The sequence below is a fragment of the Pseudonocardia yunnanensis genome, assembly GCF_039534065.1.
GTDB lineage: Bacteria > Actinomycetota > Actinomycetes > Mycobacteriales > Pseudonocardiaceae > Pseudonocardia > Pseudonocardia yunnanensis.
In genome coordinates this window covers 1-18973 of sequence record NZ_BAAAUS010000046.1, presented here as the reverse complement: position 1 = coordinate 18973, position 18973 = coordinate 1, and the positions used below count along the sequence as shown (strand labels likewise).

The 18973-nt window shown below is 68.2% G+C and carries 19 protein-coding genes; 8 read left to right on the top strand and 11 right to left on the bottom strand.

Features of this window, described 5'->3' with window-relative positions; all coding sequences use genetic code 11:
- Positions 1 to 49: 49 nt before the first annotated feature.
- Positions 50 to 496, top strand: coding sequence for a hypothetical protein (locus ABD743_RS35760; protein ID WP_344727756.1), 447 nt, complete (start codon positions 50 to 52; stop codon positions 494 to 496).
- A gap of 55 nt (positions 497 to 551) precedes the next feature.
- On the opposite strand, the gene ABD743_RS35755 is transcribed toward ABD743_RS35760, so the two are convergent.
- Positions 552 to 1211 (bottom strand): pyridoxine/pyridoxamine 5'-phosphate oxidase, encoded by a 660-nt coding sequence (locus ABD743_RS35755; RefSeq protein WP_344727754.1) that lies wholly within the window; start codon positions 1209 to 1211, stop codon positions 552 to 554.
- 75 nt (positions 1212 to 1286) lie between these two features.
- On the bottom strand, positions 1287 to 1415 hold the full coding sequence (locus ABD743_RS35750; protein WP_344727753.1) for a hypothetical protein: 129 nt from the start codon (positions 1413 to 1415) through the stop codon (positions 1287 to 1289).
- A 192-nt stretch (positions 1416 to 1607) separates the two neighbouring features.
- Here ABD743_RS35750 and ABD743_RS35745 point away from each other — a divergent pair, with 192 nt between their 5' ends.
- Entirely contained in the window at positions 1608 to 1982 is a 375-nt protein-coding gene (locus ABD743_RS35745) for a VOC family protein (RefSeq protein WP_344727752.1), read from the top strand.
- Positions 1983 to 2103: 121 nt separating this feature from the next.
- On the opposite strand, the gene ABD743_RS35740 is transcribed toward ABD743_RS35745, so the two are convergent.
- The gene (locus ABD743_RS35740; RefSeq protein WP_344727750.1) at positions 2104 to 2523 is read right to left on the bottom strand and encodes a phage holin family protein; all 420 of its coding nucleotides are present in this window, start codon (positions 2521 to 2523) and stop codon (positions 2104 to 2106) included.
- Positions 2524 to 2694: 171 nt separating this feature from the next.
- On the bottom strand, positions 2695 to 3609 hold the full coding sequence (locus tag ABD743_RS35735) for a LysR family transcriptional regulator (protein ID WP_344727749.1): 915 nt from the start codon (positions 3607 to 3609) through the stop codon (positions 2695 to 2697).
- Between the two features lie 233 nt (positions 3610 to 3842).
- Between ABD743_RS35735 and ABD743_RS35730 the strand changes: the two genes are divergently transcribed.
- Positions 3843 to 4826: a DMT family transporter gene (locus ABD743_RS35730; protein ID WP_344727748.1), complete on the top strand. Its 984-nt coding sequence runs from the start codon at positions 3843 to 3845 to the stop codon at positions 4824 to 4826.
- A 374-nt stretch (positions 4827 to 5200) separates the two neighbouring features.
- The gene (locus ABD743_RS35725) at positions 5201 to 6145 is read left to right on the top strand and encodes an EamA family transporter (RefSeq protein WP_344727746.1); all 945 of its coding nucleotides are present in this window, start codon (positions 5201 to 5203) and stop codon (positions 6143 to 6145) included.
- Between the two features lie 65 nt (positions 6146 to 6210).
- Here ABD743_RS35725 and ABD743_RS35720 read toward each other — a convergent pair whose 3' ends face one another.
- Positions 6211 to 6741 carry an aromatic-ring-hydroxylating dioxygenase subunit beta gene (locus ABD743_RS35720; protein WP_344727745.1) on the bottom strand — a complete coding sequence of 177 codons (531 nt, stop codon included), beginning with the start codon at positions 6739 to 6741 and terminating at the stop codon, positions 6211 to 6213.
- The gene (locus ABD743_RS35715) at positions 6738 to 8042 is read right to left on the bottom strand and encodes an aromatic ring-hydroxylating oxygenase subunit alpha (protein WP_344727744.1); all 1305 of its coding nucleotides are present in this window, start codon (positions 8040 to 8042) and stop codon (positions 6738 to 6740) included. The genes ABD743_RS35720 and ABD743_RS35715 overlap by 4 nt, the downstream gene beginning before the upstream one ends.
- 631 nt (positions 8043 to 8673) lie before the next feature.
- Between ABD743_RS35715 and ABD743_RS35710 the strand changes: the two genes are divergently transcribed.
- Positions 8674 to 9312, top strand: coding sequence for a DUF981 family protein (locus tag ABD743_RS35710; RefSeq protein ID WP_344727743.1), 639 nt, complete (start codon positions 8674 to 8676; stop codon positions 9310 to 9312).
- A gap of 96 nt (positions 9313 to 9408) precedes the next feature.
- Here ABD743_RS35710 and ABD743_RS35705 read toward each other — a convergent pair whose 3' ends face one another.
- Together ABD743_RS35705 and ABD743_RS35700 are read right to left on the bottom strand one after the other, a co-directional pair.
- Positions 9409 to 10227: a dienelactone hydrolase family protein gene (locus ABD743_RS35705; protein ID WP_344727741.1), complete on the bottom strand. Its 819-nt coding sequence runs from the start codon at positions 10225 to 10227 to the stop codon at positions 9409 to 9411.
- Between the two features lie 13 nt (positions 10228 to 10240).
- On the bottom strand, positions 10241 to 11167 hold the full coding sequence (locus tag ABD743_RS35700) for an NmrA family NAD(P)-binding protein (protein ID WP_344727740.1): 927 nt from the start codon (positions 11165 to 11167) through the stop codon (positions 10241 to 10243).
- An 875-nt stretch (positions 11168 to 12042) separates the two neighbouring features.
- Here ABD743_RS35700 and ABD743_RS35695 point away from each other — a divergent pair.
- Together ABD743_RS35695 and ABD743_RS35690 are read left to right on the top strand one after the other, a co-directional pair.
- Positions 12043 to 12336: a hypothetical protein gene (locus ABD743_RS35695; protein ID WP_344727739.1), complete on the top strand. Its 294-nt coding sequence runs from the start codon at positions 12043 to 12045 to the stop codon at positions 12334 to 12336.
- On the top strand, positions 12323 to 15085 hold the full coding sequence (locus tag ABD743_RS35690) for a helix-turn-helix transcriptional regulator (protein WP_344727814.1): 2763 nt from the start codon (positions 12323 to 12325) through the stop codon (positions 15083 to 15085). Before ABD743_RS35695 ends, ABD743_RS35690 begins: the two co-directional genes overlap by 14 nt.
- 51 nt (positions 15086 to 15136) lie before the next feature.
- On the opposite strand, the gene ABD743_RS35685 is transcribed toward ABD743_RS35690, so the two are convergent.
- Complete coding sequence (locus tag ABD743_RS35685; protein WP_344727737.1) at positions 15137 to 16090, bottom strand: SDR family oxidoreductase; 954 nt, start codon at positions 16088 to 16090, stop codon at positions 15137 to 15139.
- 501 nt (positions 16091 to 16591) lie between these two features.
- Here ABD743_RS35685 and ABD743_RS35680 point away from each other — a divergent pair.
- Positions 16592 to 16846 carry a sensor histidine kinase gene (locus ABD743_RS35680; RefSeq protein WP_344727736.1) on the top strand — a complete coding sequence of 85 codons (255 nt, stop codon included), beginning with the start codon at positions 16592 to 16594 and terminating at the stop codon, positions 16844 to 16846.
- An 82-nt stretch (positions 16847 to 16928) separates the two neighbouring features.
- On the opposite strand, the gene ABD743_RS35675 is transcribed toward ABD743_RS35680, so the two are convergent.
- Together ABD743_RS35675 and ABD743_RS35670 are read right to left on the bottom strand one after the other, a co-directional pair.
- Positions 16929 to 17639 (bottom strand): SDR family oxidoreductase, encoded by a 711-nt coding sequence (locus ABD743_RS35675; RefSeq protein ID WP_344727735.1) that lies wholly within the window; start codon positions 17637 to 17639, stop codon positions 16929 to 16931.
- 353 nt (positions 17640 to 17992) lie between these two features.
- On the bottom strand, positions 17993 to 18973 hold a 981-nt coding region (locus ABD743_RS35670), incomplete at its 5' end, for an AMP-binding protein (RefSeq protein ID WP_344727733.1).

Genomic DNA, 18973 nt, shown 5'->3' with positions numbered 1-18973 from the left:
GCGACCGCGCCCCGAGATCACACGATCCGACGGAAACTGGAGTGCCGGAGTGGGCCTGCGTGAGCACTGGAGGTTCGTCCGCAGGTTCGTTCAGCATGCGGCCGCCACCGGCGAGCAGTGGGCGGTGATCACCAGGGTGGGGCGCCGTGCCGCCGGCATGGTCGCGCTCGACCTGGAGATCCACACCGGTGGGCGGGAGCCGTTCACGGTCTCGACCATCACGAGCGTGCCGCGGCACGTCGCCCCACGTGTCGGCCAACACGTCGCATTCTCCATCCCACCGAGCAGCGACGACCTGCACACCCACTATGAGGTCGAGTGGGACAAGCCACCGCGCTATGGCACGTCGCAGGAGCGCGACGAGCTGCGCAACCAGGTGGCCGGGCTGGTGCAGCCGGCGCCGGGTGAATCAGCTGCCACCCACGCGGAACGGCAGCGGCGCGTGCAGGAACTATTCGACCGCCTGGGGGCCCGCCCCCGGCAGCCACCCCACTGAGTTAGCGCCCCCGCACAAAGCACATGCCGTAGCGGGAGAAATATCCCGGGGTCGGCTACGGCCAGAGGAGATCGCGCCGCCATCCTTCGCCGGTGCGGGTGTAGACGAGCCGGACGTGCCTGCGGCGCTCCTCGCCCTGCCAGAACTCCACCTCGTCCGCCTCCAGGCGGTACACCGTCCACCCCGGAGCCACGTGTGCCGGCTCGGCGATGGCGAGTTCGGTGGACACGTCGAGTGCGCTGTCGCGTTCGGCCAGGCTCGCCACCGGCTCGCTCTGGTTGCCCAGCAGCCCGACGCCTCGCGCCCCCGCCGAACGGGCCATGAAGTCCGCCGCGCTGTCCTCGGCATCCGCCACACTCACGAGGCCACGAATCCGGACCTGCCGACCGAGCGACGGCCAGTAGAACGTCAGTGCCGCCCACGGCGTGTTCGCCAACTCCTTGCCCTTACGGCTTTCCGAGCCCGAGGCAAACGCCCACTCCCCCGCGTCGAGGTATTTCAGGATCAGCACGCGTGCTGTCGGCCGACCCGACGGATCCACGGTCGACAGCGTCATCGCGTGCGGCTCGACGACTCCCGCATCGACCGCTTCCGCCAACCACTCCGCGAACAGCAGATCCGGATCGGACGGCGCGGCGTCCGGATCGAACATCGGCAACGGCCCGGCAAGTGAAGGTAGGCGCCGCAAGCTTGCGGCGGACGTCATGTCCCGCATGGGCAACGACCCTACTGACGGGACACCACTCTGCGACGCGGTCGCGCCGACTCCACCAACCTGCTCGCGCCCAGATCAGACGATCTCGTGCTCGAGGAGGCTGCGCGCGCAGTCCACGACGGCGTCCGCCGCCGGGCGCGGCCGCCAACCCAGGATCCGGCGGGCCTTCTCCGGCTTCGAGCCCGCCGACGTCCTGCTGATCATGGGCTTCCTGTGGCGCGTCGGCCCGGACAAGGACGGCGAGGAACAAGGCCGACGGCTCGTCCGGATCGTCTTCGACGGCCTCCGCGGCCACGATCCGGCCTGACACCCGCGACAGCACACCCCAGCTCTTGGGAAGCCGACGGCCGGCGCCGGTGACAAGTTCGCCGACCTGCCCTCCGTTAGCGTCGGGCCATGCCGATCGCCACGTACAGCCTCACCGCGCTCGACTGCCCGGACCCACGCGCGCTCGCCGAGTTCTACAGCCGGATCACCGGATGGCCGGTCACACCGCAGAAGCACGCCCACTGGGCCCAGCTGGACGCGGGAGGCGCCGGCGCCACGCTCGCGTTCCAGAGGATCGAGGAGGGCGAGTACCGCCCGCCGGAGTGGCCTGGCCAGGATCACCCGCAGCGCGCCCATTTCGACTTCGACGTCCCCGACCTCGACGCCGGGGAGCGCGCCGTGCTGGAGATCGGCGCTCGCAAGCACGACCTGCAGCCGAGGCCGCACTCGTTCCGCGTGTTCGTGGACCCGGTCGGCCATCCATTCTGCCTGGTCAAGGCCTGACGACGGCCGGCCGGAGCGGATCTCTCCAGAGCTGGTTAGGGTGAGAGGAACAGGGTCACAGCGTCACGCCAGTGGCCCCGAGGTGGGGTGTGCCGAGCTGTTCCGGACGCGATCTCAGTGGTCACACCGGCAACACATCACGAACCTCCTCACGCAGCTCGTCGAGTGCCCGCTCCGGAACGAGCGGCAACGCACGTCGGACAGCTGCGAGCCCCATCGTGGCGAGCACGCCGGCCGCGATGGCGAAAATGACCGCCGCGACCGTGGCTGCCAGCGTCGGAGGGAAAACCTTCTCCAGCGTGCGCAGGATCACCACAGTGGAAGCGCCGGCAGCCATCCCACCGAGCACGACGGCGACACCGAGCACCAGCGCCCCCTCGGACGCCACGCGGAACTTGCCGGCCAGCTCCTCCTGGGCGTTGCGCAGCTCGTATTCGAGCAGTTCGCGCACGTCCTCGACGAAGTCGCGAATCGCTTCGGCACCGGAACTCTCGGCTCCGGCACGGGTGCCGGCCGATCCACGCGATCGTGACGTCGTCATGGAGATCTCCTCACTCGATGCTGCGGGTCGCTCCGGACGGAGCTGTTCTTGCCGCGCATCTGGTGTGCCCGCGTTTGCCGTCGACGAACCTGATGGATCGCTCGATCCCGTTGGTTTCTGCAGCCCGCGCGCTAGGCGAACGTCGTCGCGTCCGTGCCGGCGGGTGTTGCTTCAGCGGCGCGGCAGCAGCTCGGCCTGGCGGGAGCGCACCTCGGCGCGGATGGCCGCCATGACCGCGGCCGCCGCCGGTCGGCGCAGCCGCCCCGCGGCCAGGCAGGCGTGGTAGGTGGGAACGACCGCCACCTCGTCGAACAGCACACGGACCAGCGAGCGGTCCCGCTCGGCGACGAATGCCGGCAGCAGTCCGATGCCGGCGCCGTGCACAGTGGCCTGCAGCTGGGCGTGAACGCTGGTCGAGCCGAAGGCCGCGTGGCTGTCGGTGCCGAAGCGGTCGAGCACGTCGAGATCCTCCACCCGCAGCAACCCCTCGATGTAGTAGATCAACGGATGCTCGGCCAGCTCCGACGTCGTGCGGGGTGTGCCCCGCGCCTGCAGGTACTCCCGCGAGGCGTAGAGGCCGAGCCGGTACTCGGTGAGTGCCTCGGCGCCGGCCCGGGTGCGCAACGGGTCGCCGACGCCGATCTCGATGTCGGCGCCCACCCCGTACGGGCTCGGCCGGGTCTGCGTGATGATCTCGATCTGCAAGCCGGGGTTCTCCCGGTGGAGCCGGGCCATCACCGGCGTGACGACGAAGGTGCCGAGCGCCTCACCGGCGGCGATGCGGATCAGCCCAGTCAGCTCACCCGGACCGGGCCCGGGCAGCCCGCTGAGCAGGCGGACCTCGTGCACCGCCGACTCGACCTGCTCGCACGACTTCAACAGCCGCTGGCCCATCGCGCTGAGCGTGCAGCCCTTCACTCCCCGGTGGACCAGCGGCGACTTCAGCTCCCGCTCCAGTGCGGCGACCCGCCGGGACACCGTCGAATGGTCCAGCCCGAGCGCCGCACCAGCCTTCAGGAAGGAGCCGCACCGGGCGATCTCCAGCAGCACGATCAGATCGTCGGTCCGCAGCGGCTCCTCCTCCACATCGCCGTCCTGTGCAGTTTTGCACACCCGGTGCGTTGCATCGTGCCTTCCGGAGGCGCTGATCGCGCGTGACACTCGGGCCAAGCCGATTCCGGCGTGCGCGCTGGAGCCGTGGACGGCCCGACTTCATTTCCGACCGGCTTCAGAACAGCACGGTCCCCGCTCTGCTCACGGCCGGGGAACGTCCACGCGAAAATCGGATCACAGGGAGCTCGAGACAGGAGGAGCATTTCGTGGAACACACCTGCACCGCACCACCGCAAGGCTCCTTACCGCCGTCCCGGCCAACCCAGGCCGGGCGGACGCTGACCCGCCCCGCCGCAGTGGGGCTGCCCGTTTCCTTCATCCTGATCTGGAGCAGCGGCTACCTGGTCGGCGACATCGGAACCAACTCGTTGCCGCCGTTCACGCTGCTGTGGTGGCGGTTCGCGGCCGCCACCCTGGTGGCGCTGGTCGTCACGCTGGTCAGCCGGGCGCGCTGGCCCCGCCGACCTCGACAGTGGCTGCACCTGATGATCATCGGGATCCTGCTGCAGACAGTGCAGTTCGGCGGGGTGTACGTCGGCATGAGCATTGGCGCACCCGCCGGCCTGTCTGCGTTGCTGGTCGGCACCAGCCCGCTGGTGATCGCCCTGGTCGGCACCTGCGCGTTCAACGAGCGGATGAGCCGAGGTCAGTGGGTCGGACTACTGCTCGGCGTAGTCGGGGTCGCAGCGGCGGTGCAGTCGCAGCTGGGCGGCGGTGTCACGACGCTCGCGATCCTCGCGGTGCTGGTCGGGCTGGTCGGCATGATTGCCGGAACGCTCTACCAGAAGCACTACGGGCCACCGGTCGACGTGCGCTGCGGCTTGACCATTCAGATGTTCGCCGCCCTCGTCACGACGACCATCGCCGCCACCGTCAACGGCGGCTTCGAACCACCTTCCGGCACCGGCGAGATCATCACCGTTCTCTGGCTCGCGATCGTCTGCTCGCTGGGGGGCTTCGGCCTGCTCTTCGCCCTGCTACGACGGCGAAGCGGTGGCGCGGCCACCAGCTACCTGTTCCTGGTGCCGCCGGTCACCGCTCTCATCGCCGTCCCGCTGCTGGGCGAACCGGTGAGCACAGGAATGCTTGTCGGAATTGCAGTCGCCGCCTGCGGCGTAACCCTGGTCACCCGTCAGCGCACTCCGACGAAGAACGCGATCCGGCCCTTGTGGAATTCACGCCGATACTGAGCGATACCAGCGCAGACGCCTGCGCCGTCGGGTTTGATCGTGTTGCGCGGTTGCCGTTGGACCGGCGGGCAGCTGGGCAGTAGCGCACATTGCGGACACGGCGAACGGACGGCGACGATCCCGTCGACCGTGGAGCGCCGCCTGTCCGCCGACATCGCATCGGCCGCGGTGGGCGCCACCGCATCGCGGTCGTCGTGGTGAACGATGGCGGATCGGGCAGCGACATGGTCGCGCCGCGGCGCTCACGTTGCTCGGCGTGGCAGCGATGGTGACTTCGGCCCTACTCGGGAATCGGCTGTCGTCCCGGTCCCTCGATCACGACGGCCTGAGCCGCGTGATCTCCGAATTGCCGTGATCTCGGCGAGGAGAGAGGGATGATGCGTGTCCATGAGCGGTCGGGCCTCGCTCTCGCGATGGTCTCGGCCGTCGGGTTCGGTCTCTCGGGTTCTTTGGGGAAGGCACTGACCGACGCGGGCTGGTCGGCCAGCGGTGCGGTGTTCGTCCGCCTCGGCGGAGGAGCCGTCGTCCTGCTCGGGATTCTGGCGTTCGTCCGCCCCGGCGTGGTGGCGGCGATCCGCGCCGACGGCGGGGCCCTCGCCGTGTACGGGCTGCTCGCCGCGGCCGGTGTGCAGGTGACCTTCTTCAACGCCCTTGTCTACCTGCCTGTGACGATCGCGCTGCTCCTGCAGTATCTCGGTTCGATTCTCGTGATCGCGTGGGTGTGGGTGGTGCGGCGGCAGCCACCGGGCCGCCGCACGGTGCTGGGCACGGCGGTGGCGCTGATCGGCCTGGTGCTGGTGGTGCAGGTCTGGAACGGCGCCGGGCTCCGTTGGGAAGGGATCGTGTGGGGTCTCGCCTCCGCCGTGTGCCAGGCGGCCTATTTCTTGGTGGCCGACCGTCCGGGGAGCCAGACCCCGCCGCTGGTGCTTGCCGGCGTCGGTATGACGATAGGCACGGTCGTGGTCGGCCTGCTCGGGGCCGCCGGGCTGCTCCGGGTGGTGATCGACACGTCCGTGACGGGCGTACTGCTGGGCGGCGTCGACGTCGGGTGGCCGGTCGCCGCAACGCTGCTCGTGGTCGTGTCCTCGGTGATCCCCTACATCGCGGGGGTGGCCGCGGTCGCTCGGATCGGTGCTACGCGCGGTTCCCTCGTGGGGTTGCTGGAAGTGGTGACGTCCGCCGTGGCGTCGTGGCTGTTGCTCGGCCAGGTACCAACCGCCGTGGAGGTCCTCGGTGGTGTACTGATCCTCACCGGAGTGGCACTCACCAACACCGCGCGGCCCGCAGGTTCGCCCGAGCCGGAGCCCGGCGCGCGCTGAGGAGGGCTCCTCAACGGTCAGCGCCCTTCGCCGCGGTGGCACTACAGCGATAACCCGCTTCCGGGTCAGAGGATGATCGCCACGTCGTTGGCGGGCCGGAGGGCCGTGAGGTCGAGCTCCACGCGCTTGTGGCGGATCATCAACCGGCCCCCGGCGACGACGAGGCGGTAGCGGTAGCGGCCGACGTAGTGCACGGCCTGCCGGTTGCGGTAGCGGAACACGGCGAACGCTGCGGTGACCAGGAGCTCGTCACCCTCCACCGCGCGCATCCGGATGTTGCTGACCAGGTGGCGGGTGTTGGAGTGGGGGTATTCGCGGTGGGCTTTGCGGCTCTTGAGCCGCTCCACCCGCGAGCGCAGCCGCAGCCCGTCGTCATCGATCAGCATCAGGTTGCTGTCCGGGTCGCCGTCGCGGTCGTCGGTGGCGGGCACGACGTAGCGCGCGTCGGGGGTGTAGAGGGCCGCCCACTCGTCGAGGGCCCAGTCGTCGAGCAGCTCCGCCTCCAGTACCAGGAGGTCCTCGACGTCGGCACGGGTTGTTTCGGCGAGCGACGCCACCGCGGGCGCCTCGTCGGGCGAGATCACGAGCGGGCTCATCGTGCACCCGCCGGGATCTCGCCGCGCTCGACCTGGACGCTCCATCGCCGCCAGAACGCTCTCATCTGTTCCTCGTCGGTCAGCACCGATCTGCGGTGCATTCCGCGGGAGACGTCGTTCCATTCCACGCCGCCGCTGGAGAAGCCCTGCTGGCACGACTCGAGGGCCTCGATGTCGTCCGGTGTCGCGAACCCTCCCGGTCCCAGGAAGGTGAGGAAGCTGTCGAGGCGGCGCCGGCGCAGTTCGGGGGTCTCGTTGATCGGGGCCAGCTGCCACGCCGTGATCTCGGTGCGGTCAGGGGCCGCCGGCATGAACGTCCGCACGGTGACCGCCATGATGTCGTTGACGATCAGGTTCGGATAGATGAGCAGATTCCGGTTGGTCTGTGTCATCCGGTGGGCGCGCTCCGCGCCGTAGCGCTGCGTCAGGTCGTTGCTGATCTGCTCGATCGTGCTCTTCGTGTCGTCTCCGAAGACCGGCTCCCAGCGGGCGATCGCACGTCCCCAGGGTGCCTCGGCCTCCATCACGGCGTGACCGTTGCCAAGGTCGCGGGAACGGCCGGCGTCGGTGAGCCGAGGCTCGCTGCCGAGCTCGGCGAGATACTTGAAGTAGGTGTCGTGCACGGGGACCGCGTGGTAGCCGTCGATGCTGTTCTCCACCAGCAGCTTCCAGTTGGCGTCCATGCCGTACTCGTGCGTGCCGGTGATGATCTCGACCCCGTCGACGGCCGCGTCGATGATCAGGTCGAGGTAGTCGGCGGCCTCACCGAGGTATGTGCGCAGATCGACGGCGTCGGGGTCGTAGCAGAGGAACAGAAATCCCCGGTAGCTCTCGAGCCGTGCGACGTGCGCCAGCCCGAGCGTGTCGAAGTCGAGGCCGCCGCTGTAGGCCTCCCGGTCCGGTACCCCGACCAGCTTCCCGTCCGTGTCGAAGGACCAGGCGTGGTAGAAGCACTGGAACACCTTCGAGTTGCCCCGCTCCCGCCGGCAGACCACCGCGCCTCGGTGCGTGCAGGTGTTGTGGAAAGCGTGGATCTCCCCGCTTCTCGCCGAGCGCACCACGAACACCGGCCGCCCACCCACGCTGCGCCGCACGTAGTCGCCCGGCTCGCGGATCTCCGACTCGTGCCCCAGGTAGAGCCAACAACGACCGAACACCCGCTCGCGCTCGGCGGACAGGACCGCGGGCGAGGTCATCGTGGAACGGTGTACCCGGAAACGGCCCCGGTCGAGGTCCTCCTCGATCAGCACCTTCGGCGCTGAGGCGTCGAACTCTGCGTCGGGATCACTGGTCATCGTCATGACAGACCCCGTCGAGCGAGCAAGCGAAACAGCCATCGCCGTTCATATCGCTATCTCCTATCTGAGAGTGCTCGCAGGATGGCTCTCCCCCAATGCGGTGACGTATCCCACATACCCGGGATCGGAGGGCGGCCCGGCCGGCAGGACTCCCAGCTCTCCTACAGCCGACCGGGAGGTCGAGCGCACGACGCTTGCTCACTGAGCAGGACCCACCGCACCGCATTACGCTCACGAGCAGATATCGCGCGAAAATCGGCGACAGGAACGCGTGCACTAGGACTCACAGAGAACGAGAGTTGTCCGTCAAACGATTCCAAGGGGTGATTCGGCATCTCTGCTCAGTCTAGTGTAATAGTCGACGCCGAGGCCTGCAAGCTTGGTCGGCTCTTCCCGGCGAAATTCGGGAATCAGACGCCAGTTCCCCGACACGAAGTCGCATATCTCCGACACAGGTGACGCGCGCCCCGTTCGGGGAAAACCACCTCAACGCACGTATCTCCATACTGCTACGTAATCGTCATCCGAAGGCAGGTCCGACATCCACGACTGCACCTCCCAGAGTCCACACACGGCAGTTGTCGCGTGACATGACGAACGCTTGCCACCGCTTCTACTCTTCAGGGACGGGTTGATGACGATCTACAACACGCTCGTGGGCGTCTGCGCCGGGTTGGTGCTCCTGACCGTCGCGGACGCTGTTCGCCGGTATCCGCACGTCGTGTTCCCCGGGCACTCGATCGCACTTCTGATCACCGGTGGACCGCTCACCGTGCTGAGTGTCGTAGGTGCTCTGACTTGGCCACTCACGGTCAAGCCGCCGATCAACATCGCGTTCTTCGAACCGTCGGTGATGCTGGGGTTTCTGGCCCTCGTCGGCGCCGCTTCCCTGCTGCATCGAGGCGACACCCCCTTCGAGCGCGCAACGATCGTACGCATCCGGCCGGCGCTGTGGATCGTCTTCACAATCGGCTTGATGCTGATCTCGATTGCTTCAGCGATATTCTCCTACAATCTCGTCGGCGATGCGCCGGCGGGTGAACCACTCACGAGCAGATTTCCCGGCTGGGAGAACCCCGCGTTCGGCGTGTCTTATCTTCTGGCGGCGGCCGGCTGTCTCGCCACACCGAGAAGCGAGCTGATTGCCGCCCGATTCGTCATGCGGTGGTCCTGGACACTGTCGGGGGCGTTCTTCCTGCTCTTCAGCATTCTCAACTACAGAACACATATCGGACTGCTGGAAAACTCCAACGGAGCACACTACCGCTGGTAGTCGACCACGTTGCGTGGTCGGTCGCCGGCCGCCGCGACACCGCCACGGCGGCTGTCGGGCCCGCTACATGCGCGGCACCAGTCGGTCTTCTTCGTCCTATGAAGCGAGCCGGTGAGCGAAGAACTGGAGGATCTCGTCGCGTGCCTTGCGGGTCGGCTGACCCTCCTCGTCGATGAGGCGCACCGTTACGACGTTGTGGGGAGTTTGAACCACTTCCCGGAAGAACTCCGGTATATCCGGATTGGCGGCACTGTCGGGAAGGACGCGTCCGTCGAAGCGATCACCAAGCGCTTCCCGATAGGCCGCAAATCGCTGCAATTTGCAGAAGCGATCACCTGCAAAGCGATAGGCCAGCACCGTAAGGTCTTCCCCGTCGAGGCGTTGTTTGACGATCCCCAGTTCTTCGGGAGCGATTTGCAGGCCCGCATCGTCGTCCAGCGGAAGCGCAGGCTGAGACAGAACGGGTGCAAGCATCGACGGTTCGAGCATCATGCTGAGCGCGAAGTTGCCCGAGAAGCACATGCCGATCGCACCCACACCGGGCCCGCCGCACTCCTCGTGGGCGAGCCTGGCCAGCGCTCGAAGCCACTGGGTCACCGGCGCCGACGCGCCGGCGCCGAAGGCGCGAAACTCGGCACTCGCGCAGACGCGCTTGAACGTGGCTTTGCCGACCTCGAGATCCACCGGTTCGCCATCGCGCCCGTAGAGGGAGGGCATGTAGACGGTGAAGCCCGCCTCTCGCACCCAGCGAGCAAAGCGCGCAACATGTGGGCTGATGCCGGGCACCTCCGGCATCACGATCACCGCCGGCCCGGTGCCCGACACATGGACCATCTTGGTCGTTTCGTTCAGCGTGATCTTGCGCGGTTGGAAATCTTCAAGCGGATCGTATTCGTCGAGGTTTCTCGTTGCCATGGGTTCAAATCCTCTATTTTTCGACATCCCGATCGGTCATGAAATCCTGACGATTTCGCTCGACGAAGTCTTTGAGCGTGATGGCGGGACGCCCGGTCAGCCGCTGGATGTCGTCCGTCACCAGGTGGGTGCTGTGCTGGCGCAGCGTGATGCTCTGTGCGGACAGGTGCGCGGCGGCCGTGAGGTTGGCCTGGCCTGCGGCCGAGGTGTTCGCGATCAGCTCGCGCCATTCCTCCGGGGCGATGGGCTGGTAGTGGACGGAACGGCCGGTGGCCTTACTGACCGTCTCGGCGATGGCGGCGTGACTGGCACGCTCTGCCGCGCCGACCGTGGTGGTGCGGTCGGCGACCAATCCTGGATCAGCCAGGAGTGCTGCGCCCATCGCGCCGACGTCCGACGCGGCGATCCAGGAGGGTTCGAAATCCCCAAAGGAATTTCGGATCTGGCCGAGCTCGCGGATCTGCTGCCCGTGCAGGGAGATCAGGTTCTCCATGAAGAAGGCCGCGACCCTCAGATGGGTGCCGTCGAATCCTGCCCACTCGAAGATCCGTTCGGCTACCCATTGGGCACGTCCCTGTGGGCTGGGACTGTCCGGGAAGGCCGCGTCCAAGGACAGATCAACGACTCGCTGCAGGCCCTGCTGACGCCCTGCGGCCGCAAAAAAACCGGCGGCTTCGGCGATTCCCGCACCAACGGGGTATGAGAAGTAGGCGGCCTCGACTCCGTCCAGCGCTGCGAGGATGCTGGCGTAGTCGGCGAAGTCGCCGATCACGACCTCGATTCCCATGCCACGCAATTCTTCGGATCGCTCGTCGAACCGACGAACAACGGCTCTGACGGGCAGCCCCCGACTGAGCAGTTCGGCGGCGACGTGGCGGCCGGTGCCGCCCACGCGCCCGGTCGCTCCGGTCACCAGAATCGGTGGTTTGGCAGCTGGCATCAAATACATCCTTTCCATTAGGAATCAGCCCGTTGAGTAGGGCTTTCTGAAAACTGGGCTGGATCACCTGCTCGGATGAGCTTCACATCGCCCCAGCCAGGACATCGGATGCGCGAGGCCTGCCGCAGCACGGGGCTTCACATGCTCGGTTGCCCATGCCGGTTGCGAGCACAGTGCCGCGGGGGCCGGCCCCCGGACCGAGCACCAACGCACGCCGGACGTTCGCGGCCGAGCCGAAACGGGTGGCGCGGGCCATCTGCAATACGGAGAGATCGCTGAACCCGAGCAACGATCGCGCAGACGTGATTCGTCGCCGAGTGATCAACCGGCCGATCAATGGCGCGAGCGGGCTCGCTTGCCCGGGAGCGAGTGAGGGAACGACCTGATCCGAACAAGGTCGACAGTCGACTTGTGCCGTCGACACATCGACATGACTCTGTTCGTATCTGCTCCGCGGTCTCGTAGAACACTCCCGGGCTACATCGGCAGCATTACTCGTATGAATCCACAACCGGAGGCGGGCGCGCCGTCGACATCTGCGTGATCGTCCCAGCTATCTGCACACATGCTAGCCGATGAACGGGCGAGGAACGCACATATCACGCCAGGAACGCCACGCATGTCGCCATCTCGCACGCACGGACCTTGATCATGTCTGACGTCTGCGCAACGGGTGTCCCCATTCGGTCTACTTGCGCAGCTGCCGTTCACGCATTTCGCCGGCACGACGTGCGGATAGAGCGTGCCGCCCGGTACCGGCCACCAGCACCGCGCCGACCTTCTCGCCTCCCACTGCGTCCGGTACGCAGACCGACCCCCGCAGGCGTCTGGCACCGGCCACCTGACGATGGAGCTGCTCGAGGAGGCGCGTTAACGTGATCAGCCGTACATGGGCTGACCGCAGGACGACACGACAAGAACAGAGGGTGCTCATGGTGGTCGTGCTGACCAGCGGGCTGGTCCGGGACGGCCGCAGCGAGGAGACGGCCGAAGCCGAGCTCGGCGTGGACGACGGGCGTATCACCGCAATGCCCGTACCCAGCCGGACCAGGCCGACCGACGACGACCGGTCCGCCGCCGACGCTCAGGTCCAGCCACTCGCCCGAGTGACCACCGTGCCCGACGTCGCGACCACGCACGAGCAGAGCGGTGCCCATGCACAGCGGTGAGCTCGGCCGTCAGGGCCTGTACGGCCGTCGCCGCGACTGTGACCAGCTAGAACGGATGCTCGCAGAGATCCGCATGGGTCGGAGCCAGGTTCTCGTGCTCCGAGGCGACGCCGGCATCGGCAAGACGGCACTTCTGGACCACATGGCCAGACATGCGTCGGGGTGTCGCGTCTCGCGGGTGACGGGCGTCGAATCGGAGATGGAGCTCGCGTTCGCCGGGCTCCATCAGTTGTGTGCGCCGTTCCTGGATCGCCTCGATCGGCTTCCCCCACCGCAACGTGACGCACTCAGCATGGTGTTCGGTCTCCTGGAGGGGAACGCACCCGACCGGTTCTTCATCGGGCTCGCCGTACTCAGCCTGCTGTCGGACGCCGCCGAGGAACGCCCGCTCGTCTGCCTCGTCGACGACGCCCAATGGCTCGATCAGGCTTCGGCGCAGACGCTCGCATTCGTCGCTCGCCGCCTGCTGGCGGAGTCGGTGGCCCTCGTCTTCGCGACGCGTGAGAGTGGCGACGACCAGGCGCTGCGGCAGTTGCCGGAACTGCGCGTCCGGGGCCTGAACGACGTCGATGCCCGCGCCGTGCTGCAGGCGGCGCTGCGCAGCCCGCTGGACCCGGCAGTGCTCAACGGGATCGTCGCCGAGGCGCGCGGAAACCCGCTGGCCTTGCTGGAGCTTCCCCGTGGGCGAACGCCTGCACAGCTGGCGTTCGGATTCGAGCTGCCGAGCGCGATGCCGCTGGCCAGCCGCGTGGAACAAGAGTTCCTTCGGCAGCTTCACCCCCTTCCGGTCGAAACCCGACGACTTCTTCTCCTCGCCGCGGTCGAGCCCCTCGGCGACGTGATCTTGTTGCGAGAGGCGGCCACACGACTCGGCCTCGCCTCGGACGCGGCGACGCCGGCCGAGGCCGCCGGATTGATCGACATCGGTTCACGGGTCCGGTTCCGCCATCCCTTGCTGCGGTCGGCGGTGTTCCGCGCCGCGGCCGTGGGTGAGCTGCAGGATGTGCACGCCGCGCTGGCCGCAGCCCCCGGCCTCGATCCCGATCGCCGGGCGTGGCACCGCGCGCAGGCGAGCCCCGGACCCGACGAGGAGATCGCGGCCGAGCTCGACCGATCGGCCGATCGTGCACGCGCCCGAGGCGGGCTCGCGGCCGCGGCAGCCTTTCGTGAACGGGCGGCGACGCTGACACCCGACCCGGCCCGTCGGGTGACGCGGGCACTCGCCGCAGCGCAGGCCAAACTCCAGGCCGGCGAGTTCGGTCCGGCGTCGGAACTCGTCCTCACGGCGGAGTTCGGGCCACTCGACGATCTCCTGCGCGCGAGGATCGCACTGCTGCGCGCCCAGATCGCGTTCGCGGCGGAACGCACCGACGAGGCGCCTCAGCTGCTGCTGTCGGCCGCAGCGCGCCTCGAAGGCCTCGATGTGGCACTCGCTCACGAGACCTACCTCGACGCCTTCTCGGCCGCGATCTTCGTGGGTCGTCTCACCGGCGATCCAGGGCTCCGGGAGATCGCCCGGGCGGTGCGGCAGGCCCCCGCACACCGGCACGACAAACGCGACTTGATCCTTGACGGCCTCGCCGCACTGTTCACCGAGGGGTACGCCGCGGCCGTCCCACTCCGACAACGCGCGGTCCAGGCCTTCCTCTCTGAGGACATCTCCGCTGACGACGAGCCTCGCCTGCTCTGGATCGCGGCGAGTGCCGCCGCCAACCTGTGGGACGACGAGGGCTGGAACGTGCTGTCCGCCCGGCACGTGCGCGTCACCCGGGACACCGGGGCACTAAGCGAGCTCCCCCTCGCGCTCAGCTCGCAGATCGTCGCCCTCCTCTTCGACGGCAAGCTGGCGACCGCCGCCGCTCTCATCGAGGAGATGCGCGCGGTTCGGGAGGCGACCGGAGGCACCATCGCGCCATACGGCGCAACCGTGTACGCCGCCTTGCGGGGGCGCGAAACCTCGGCCCGCGAGCTGATCGACGCCACGTTGAAGGAGGTCCTCCAGCGCGGTGAGGGCAATGGGGCGATGAACGCGCACTGGGCCTCGGCAGTCCTGCTCAACGGGCTGGGCCGCCATGAGGAAGCGCTGGCCTCAGCGCGTAGCGCCAGTGAGTACCCGCTGGAGTTCGTCCCGGCGAACTGGGGTCTGGTCGAGCTGATCGAAGCCGCCGTTCGCACCGGCGACAACCGGGTCGCGGCTGACGCCTTCGAACGTCTCTCGGAGACGACCGGCGCCGCCCGCACGGACTGGTCGCTCGGCGTGGAATCACGGTCACGTGCGCTGCTGGGTGCCGGCGACGCCGACGAGCTCTATCGCCAGGCGATCGACCACCTCGGCCGCACCCGGGTGAAGGTGGAGCTCGCCCGCACCCACCTGCTGTACGGGGAATGGCTCCGCCGCGAGGGGCGTCGAATCGACGCACGCAGGCACCTGCGCACCGCCCACAACCAGTTCACCTCGATGGGAGCCGAGGGATTCGGCGAGCGGGCTCGCCGCGAGCTGGCCGCCACCGGCGAAACGGCGCGGACACGTGCTCCCGACACTCGTGAGGAGCTCACAGCTCAGGAGACCGAGATCGCCCGGCTCGCCGCCCTCGGCAGGACGAACGCGCAGATCGGCGCGCAACTGTTCATCAGCCCGCGCACCGTCGAATGGCACCTGGGCAAAGTGTTCATGAAGCTCCGCGTCAGTTCGCGGAAGGAACTGTATGACGCGTTGCCGCAGGACGCGCGGGTATCGGTGCCCTGCTAGCCCGGGCACAGCCGGCCCACGAGCCGGGTTCATGGCTCGGTCACACCTCCGTCATTCAGCGGGCTTGGCCGCGAATCTCACGTTCGCCAGCTGCTCGGAGAGCTGCCAAAGCCGAACCGCGTCGTCGGGCTTGCGGGCGGACCGGTAGATCGGCAGCTCGGTCGGGCCACCGGTGAATTGGCCGAGGCCGTCGGGCCCGTAGAGGCGGCCTCCGGCGGCCTCCGGGCTGGTCGCCGCGTACAGAATCGGCTGCACGCCCGCCTGCACCTCCTGGACGAAGACACCCCACCGCGCAAGTCGGGCCATGATCGCCGTCTGCGGCGACGGGCGCCTGCGGCCCAGGTTGGGCCCTGAGGCGTAGAGGTTCGTCAGGGTCGTGCCGGGGTGCGCGACGTTGCTCGTGATCCCCCAGCCGTCGATCCTGCTGCGTCGGTCCAGCTCGAGCCCGAACAACAGGTTCGCCAGCTTCGAGGCGTTGTACGCGCGCACCGGCGAGTAACGCCGCTCGGCCTGCAGGTCGTCCCACTCCAATCGTCCGAATCGGGCGGCGCTGCTCGACACCGTGGTGACACGCGCTCGGCCGGCCTGCAGGAGCGGCAACAGCAGCGAGGTCAGCGCGACGTGCCCGATGTGGTTCGTACCGAACTGCAGCTCCAGACCGTCCGCCGTGGTCAGCCGCGTCGGCGGAGCCATCACCCCGGCGTTGTTGACGAGGATCTGGATCGGACGGCCGGCGTCGAGAAGGATCCGCGCGAGCGTGGCAACCGAGTCGAGGGACGCCAGGTCGAGATCGCGCAGCGTGACCACGGCATCGGACACGGCGCCGCGGATGCGCTCCACGGCAGCGGCGCCCTTACGGACGTTCCGCACCGGCAGAACGAGTTCGGCGCCGGCTTGCGCCAGGCGCTCGGCGAGGGCCAGCCCGACGCCGTCGCTGGCGCCGGTGACAACGGCCAGCTTCCCGGCGAGATCCGGGACGGACAGATCCGCTACTGCAGTTCGCATTGCTCACTTCCTGCTTCCAGTCATTTCGTGCCGGTGCCCGTGAATCAGGTGCATCTACTTCAGCCAGTCGGTGTGGTGGGTGGGGGCGATGCGGGCGCCGTTCCTGCTGCGAACTTCATGTCCTGCGATGCCCCTTCGCCGGTGATCTGCTGCATCCGAGCCGCCCCGCATCGCGGCGGCCACGAAACCAGGACAAGACAGCCCGACGATCTGTGACGACGTCCAACCGGATTCCGAGTCGCTCAGGCCCCATGGGGCGGCATCCGACGCGAAGCCCACCGTGGTGTCCCTGACGTCGGCGCCGGAGTCGGCGCGCAGCGTCTACCGGCGGAAAGGTGCCTCCTGAGGCATCGCTCCTCGCGTCGTCCGACGGACGCCTGCCGCGCGCACTCGATCTTGATTTCGCCGGTCAGCCTGTGGAGCCGGGTGCGGGTCGGCGATCGGATAGCGATCGGATAGGGCAGGAGCAGCTGTGGCACCTGGCTGCGCGCGACGCAGGCGGTGCCGCCCGAGGCCGGCGAGCTGACGGCGCAGCTCGACGCGCTGATCGCTGAGGCGACCAGCGCGCTGGACGAGCTCCGCGAGCTCACGCGCAGCATCCACCCGCCGATCCTCGCCGAAGGCGGGCTGCACCCGGCGCTCAAGACGCTCGCCCGCCCCGCTCGAGCTGACCGTGCGGGCCACGCGGCGGCCGCCCGAGCCGATCGAGATCGCCGCCCGCTACATGGTTGCCGAGGCCTCGAGCAACGCCCCTAGGCGGGTCGACCCGGTTGACCGAACCGACACCGTGGCCGGGCCGGGCGTGCCCAGGGCCTGCGGTAGGGGCACACCTGCAGGATCAGGCCTGCGGCGCGGTGAGCTGCGGGTACAGGACCGTGAGGTCTGCCGAGAGTCCGGCACGCGCGTTCTTGCTGAGGTCGTCCGCGAGCACCTCGTAGGCGCCCGTCTGCACGCCGTCCAGCGCGAGAGCGGCGACCACTGCCGGATCACTCTTCGGGGAGTCGATGCCCACGGTCAGGTCGGTGTCCATGTAGCCGACGTGCAGCGCGGTGACCTGAATGCCCTTCGGGGCGAGCTGCAGACGCACGGCGTCGGTCATCGCCCAACTCGCAGCCTTGGCCGCGGCATACGACTCGTGGGGCGCGACATGCACCCACGACAGCACCGACAGCACGTTGAGCATGCCGCCGCCCCCATTGGCCTCGATCACCGGCACGAAGGCGCGCGTCATCTGCAGCGTGCCGAAGAAGAGCGTCTCCATATCCAGACGGATCTTGTCGATGTCGCCGTCGAGCAGGTCCGTGTGCGTGTCGATGCCGGCGTTGTTGATCAGGAGGGTCGCGTCGCTCGCCGCGGCTGCTGCCGCCGCCACCGACTTCGGGTCGGTGATGTGGATCCGCAGTGGCACCACACCGGGTAGGTCGACCGCATGAGGGTCTCGCGCTCCCGCGTAGACCTTCGCTCCGCGTTTCACGAGCTCCGCGGCCAAGTGTCGGCCGAGCCCCCGGTTCGCACCGGTGACCACCGCAACCGAGTTCTGGATCTCCATGTCGTCACTCCCGCCTCAATGCAACCCTAGCCGCATAGCGGAATGGAAACCAAGCTCTCTTATCAGGATCAAGCAACTCAAGCTCGGGCTGGACAGATATAAATCATGCCGCCTCCACATACGATCAGGTTGTCGCGGGGAATCGTCACGAGTTTCCGCACCACTGACGGAAAGTCGATCAGCGACGCCTCCGGCCACGTGTCCAATCCAATCCCGCGAGCCGTAGAGGCCCTCCCCGAACGTGCGGCGGTGCGAGCGGACCGGCCCGGGCCATTGGCCCGGGCGTGGTTGGTAGTCGTACTTCTCGACCTCGATCCGTCCTGCTCACACCACGGGCGCTTCACGATCGTCGGTCATTCCGTGAGTGCGGCTTCGCCGCGCAGCCGGCGTCGGAGCAGTTCCTTGCGCACCTTGCCGTTGGTGTTGCGTGGCAGTGTTTCGACGAGCGCCAGGCGGGAGGGCAGGTACCACTGCGTCATGCCCTGGTCGCCGAGGTACTCACGCAGCTCATCCAGGGTGACCGGGGGCGACGTCGCCGGGACGATCACCGCGCAGGCCAGTTCGCCGCCGTCGTCGGCGGGGTAGCCGACCAGGGCGACGTCCGCGACGCCGGGATGGCCCAGCAGCGCGGACTCGACGTCGTTGACCGGGATCATGAACACCCCGCTGATCCGGTCGGCAGCGCGGCCCATCAATTGGATTCCGCCGCATCCGTCGGGCACGGCGAGGTCTCCGGTGTCGTACCAGCCGTCGTTCTGCTCGGCGATGATGACGACCTTGCCGGTGTCACGGCCCACGGTCGCCAGGCACACGCCGCCGCCGCGGACGAAGCCACGGCCGGGATTGTCGCGGGTGATCTCGGTGTCCGACCGCAGGTCGATCTCCACGCCCTTGCACCCGCGTCCGTCACTGTGTGCGGCCCACCCCGGCGGATCGTCCTCACGGGTCCGCGTGATGAGCCCGGTCTCGGTCATGCCCCACCCGGCCAGCAACGGCACCCCGAACACCCGTCGGGCCTGCGGGACCAGCGGTCGCGGGATGGTGGTGCCGGAGCAGACGAGCGCGTGAAGCGCGGGCAGGAGCTGCGGCTCGCCGTCCCGGGCCGCGATCACGTCCTGGATGAACGTCGGCGCCGCGAGCATGATCGTGGTGCCGGTCTCGGCGAGTACCGCTGCACCCCGCTCGCCGGACCAGGAGTCGAGCAGCACCCTGCACGCCCCGCTCCACAGCGACAGCAGAGTGCTGCGATACGCAAGGGTGTGCATCAGCGCATGAGGCGTGAAGATCACGTCCTGCTGGCCGACTCCCGGCTCACCCAGACAAGCCATACCGGC